This window comes from Blastomonas sp. (assembly GCF_041747255.1).
Taxonomy (GTDB): Bacteria; Pseudomonadota; Alphaproteobacteria; order Sphingomonadales; family Sphingomonadaceae; genus Blastomonas.
Map to the genome: position 1 here is coordinate 1 of NZ_JBGTFM010000419.1, position 3,682 is coordinate 3,682.

The window sequence follows — 3,682 nt, forward strand, 5'->3', positions numbered from 1 at the left end:
GGTTCGTCGAGCGGCTGGGGCGGCGGCGGCCTGGATGATGACCTTAACGACGACGTGCCGTTCTGATCGCCCATGTCCCCACGCCGTCGGTCGGATGGCACGTTCATGGCAGCGGCATGCCTTTCCCATCGCCCGCGTCAACCTGCGAAGTCGGCCACCAGGCGCCCGGCGTTCTCCGGGGAGCGTTGCGGGCAAAGCGTTTTCTTGGTCGGTGCCCATTCGCTGGCCGATAGATGATTACGCCCGCGCCACGCTGGCGGGTGATGGCCAAAGGCGCGCTGTCGGCAATGGCACAGTCCATCACCGATTTGAGACTGGCACGGGCTTCTGAGCCGCCACCCGAAGAACCATCTTTCTCGCCTCTCGCAGGTCGGCTAAGGCGGCAAGCATGACATCCGAAACCGATCACGCCCCTTCGGTGGCAGAGCCTCAAATCACGGCCGCCGCGCACGCGCCGCTCAGCCCGGGGACGGTGGCGATGGCGACGTTGATCGTGGTAACGATTGTCGGGCTGTGCTGGATAATCGTCGATCTCAGCCGTTTTTTCATGCTGGTGTTTGCAGCCATTGTGCTCGGCGCGGTGTTCGATGCGGTGGCGCAATGGATCTTCCGTATTCCGGGCATGCGCCGGGGCGTTGCGCTTGCCCTGTCAATCATCGGCATCATCACCCTGTTCATCGGCGCGTTCGTGCTGTTCGGATCGCAGCTGGCCAGCGAGTTTGATACCATCCGCGAGACGCTGCCCAAGGCGATCAAGGGGCTTGAGGGCTTTCTTGATCGCAACGGCCTTGGCGAACGCGCGGCGGCGCTCACCGAAATCGGCAGCGAGGACATCTCGCGGCTGGTCTCGCAGGCGGGCGGCTATGCGCTCGCGGTGAGCAGCGGCATCGCCGATTTCGTGCTGGTGCTGGTCGGCGCGATCTTCCTCGCCGCCGATCCCGCCACCTATCGCCGGGGCTTTCTGCTGCTGATCCCCGCCAAGGGGGAGCCAGTGGCCGAGCAGGCGCTCGATGATGCATCGCGGGGCCTTCGCGGCTGGATGATGGGCCAGTCGGTCTCCTCGCTGGTGGTCGGTGTGCTGACATGGATCGCGCTGACGCTGCTTGAAGTGCCGGCGGCAGGCGGACTTGGCATCATCGCCGGACTGCTTGATATCATCCCGTTGATTGGCCCCGTCATTGCCGGGGTGCCTGCGGTGCTGCTGGCGTTTACGGTCTCGCCGATGGTGGCGCTGTGGACCTTGCTGGTGTTCCTGGGCATCCAGCAGTTGCAGGGCAATTTCCTGCAGCCGATGATCCAGAAGCACGCGGTCGATGTGCCGCCTGCGTTGCTGCTGTTCGCGGTGCTCGCGGCGGGGCTGCTGTTCGGCTTTATCGGCGTGCTGCTCGCTGCGCCGCTGACCATTGTCACGTTTGTGTTTGTGCAGCGTATCTATGTGCGCGCGATCCTGGGCAAGCCGATCAGGATCGTCGGCAAGGAATAGCGCACCTGACAAGAGCGTGGCCGCACAGTTGCGCCCATGCGACGACCTGTCGATTTCAGGGGCTTGCCAGGCCCGGTTCGCCACCGCAGGTCTGAAAGATTGGGTTTGACTTTGCCTGCAAAGCGGCACATTGCGCCCATCTTCCCCACCGGTGGCCCGATGGCGGAGTGGTTACGCAGAGGACTGCAAATCCTTGCACGCCGGTTCGATTCCGGCTCGGGCCTCCAGGGAGTTTTCCCTTTTATATCAATAACTTAAGTTGAAATTGGTTTTGACCGACCTTTCCGCGGGTTACGGCTGATAATGGGCGTCGCTTCGGTCTCAAGAGACTGAAATTATTGCGAATATCTGGCGATTTTCAGCGCACAAATAGCTAGAGTCTCTGTGGCGAAATGCGCAGCGACGGATATGATTTTTGTCATGAGAACTGTCAGGTTCGCAACCGTGGAAAGCAGTGAGAGCTGTTGGTACCGCGGGGCCGCAGTAATTGAATGGGGGCCCCCTGCATTTGGGTCGCGGACCGCCAGCAAACAGATGCCCATCGGATAAACTTTGAATCTGGCGGCCGTAGCATATGGCGCTGATGTTGGTTCAGTGATGCAACATGGTCGGGCACCCGATCGCCCACAGCTGTCTCCGAGCGTACAGGCGAAGAATGTGATGCCCTAGTCAGCGGCATTGCGACCGTCAAAAGTGCTAAAACTGGTACTTAAATTACTGATCTAGTGAACTTTCTGACAAAAGATGCGGTCTGGTTCGAGTCAAAATCGTGCCCCACCCATATCCTCCAAACCGCCTGACATGGATATCGACCTCAAAAACGCCTCTTTTCCGGGCCCTTTCCGGTGCATTTCGAGTCTCTGACACTGCTGCTTATGCCCAATTCACGGCAGTTTATGGCCATAGTCTCTGTCGGCTAAACAGCAGCTACGGTTTCGATTTCGTCCGAACACCACTTGTGTCGCGGTGCCAACGACTTTCGAGCCAACCAGCGCAAGATTGCATGCGAGCGGGCGAAAGTGCGATTGCGAACGCGCATTATACTAGGTCCGTTGCGATCCTGAACTGCTGGAAGGAAGCGCCCATAGTAAAGCCACCTAGGGATGACAGCGACTGGGTTGTTTGCTGCCCGGTCGGTTCCGGGGCATGAAAGTGCGATAGCTGCCAATCCCAAGGATGGTCAGTGAATTGCAGCTTCCGACCAGACCCAGTCGTTCACATCTGGATCTGTAAACGTCGGATTTAGCCGAAGGCGGTCGTTTGCGGAGGTCAGACATACGCCCTCTTATCGGCCATGCGACGCATCTTCGTGCATCCCGTACACGGCCATTCATAAGCCGACTTTTGATACCTCGACGGTCGCCGAAAGCTTTGACTGAGGCCGCAGTGTCAAGACCGAGCGGTTTTGACATCAAGCCATGTTACGCGCGAGACCCGCAAGGGCTTGCGCCAGCTCGTCATTTCGGAAAGGCTTTGTCAATCGCGGCAGGTCCGGCGCGATCCCCTCAACCTCGGCGTAGCCGGAGACGATCAGGATCGGCAGCCCCGGCTTACGAGCGCGCACCTCCAATGCCAATTCCGCGCCGCTCATGCCCGGCATCAGATGGTCCGTGACGACAAGGTCGGGCGCCGCGCCTTCGTCAAGCAGCCGCAACGCGTGTTCGGCCGAGGTTGCTTCGATCACGGTGTAGCCAAGGTCTGCCAGCATGTCGGCCGTGCTCATCCGCACGAGTTCCTCGTCATCGACAAGAAGGGCGCAGCCTATTGACGTGACCGGTGATGGTGCTGCCCTGGTCTCGTTCACGTGTCCAATCGGACCGAGATTGACGGGCAGCCATAGTTCCACGGCGGTCCCGCGTCCGGGCTCGCTGACGATAGTTAGCCCGCCCCCGAGCTGCGCGGCGAGGCCATGGACCATCGAGAGGCCAAGGCCGGTGCCTTGGCCGATGCCCTTGGTCGAGAAGAACGGCTCGGTCGCTCGGGCCAGCGTGGCCTCGTCCATGCCGGTGCCGGTATCCGCCACGGAGAGGCGCACATAATGCCCCTGTTTCAGCCCAGACCGATGATCGCCACGCACGCTCTCGCGGGCGGCTGTGATCGTCAGCGTTCCACCGCCCGGCATGGCGTCGCGGGCGTTCACGCCAAGATTGAGGATCGCCATTTCGAGCTGGTTTGCATCGGCGTTCGCCGGCGGAAGGT

Annotated in this window: 2 protein-coding genes and 1 tRNA gene; 2 read left to right on the forward strand and 1 reads right to left on the reverse strand. The window is 60.7% G+C overall.

Going from position 1 to position 3,682, the window contains the following annotated elements; translation table 11 throughout:
• Positions 1-388: 388 nt before the first annotated feature.
• Together ACEW8G_RS14085 and ACEW8G_RS14090 are read left to right on the forward strand one after the other, a co-directional pair.
• Positions 389-1,483: an AI-2E family transporter gene (locus ACEW8G_RS14085; protein WP_373489036.1), complete on the forward strand. Its 1,095-nt coding sequence runs from the start codon at positions 389-391 to the stop codon at positions 1,481-1,483.
• A 153-nt stretch (positions 1,484-1,636) separates the two neighbouring features.
• Positions 1,637-1,710, forward strand: a tRNA-Cys gene (locus tag ACEW8G_RS14090).
• 1,184 nt (positions 1,711-2,894) lie between these two features.
• Here the strand turns inward: ACEW8G_RS14090 and ACEW8G_RS14095 are convergent.
• A partial coding sequence (locus ACEW8G_RS14095) for an ATP-binding protein (RefSeq protein WP_373489037.1) occupies positions 2,895-3,682 on the reverse strand: 788 nt, incomplete at its 5' end.

Excerpts from the sequence above, each read along its gene's own strand:
- ACEW8G_RS14085 (WP_373489036.1), top strand. The coding sequence starts at position 389 with ATGACATCCGAAACCGATCACGCCCCTTCGGTGGCAGAGCCTCAAATC.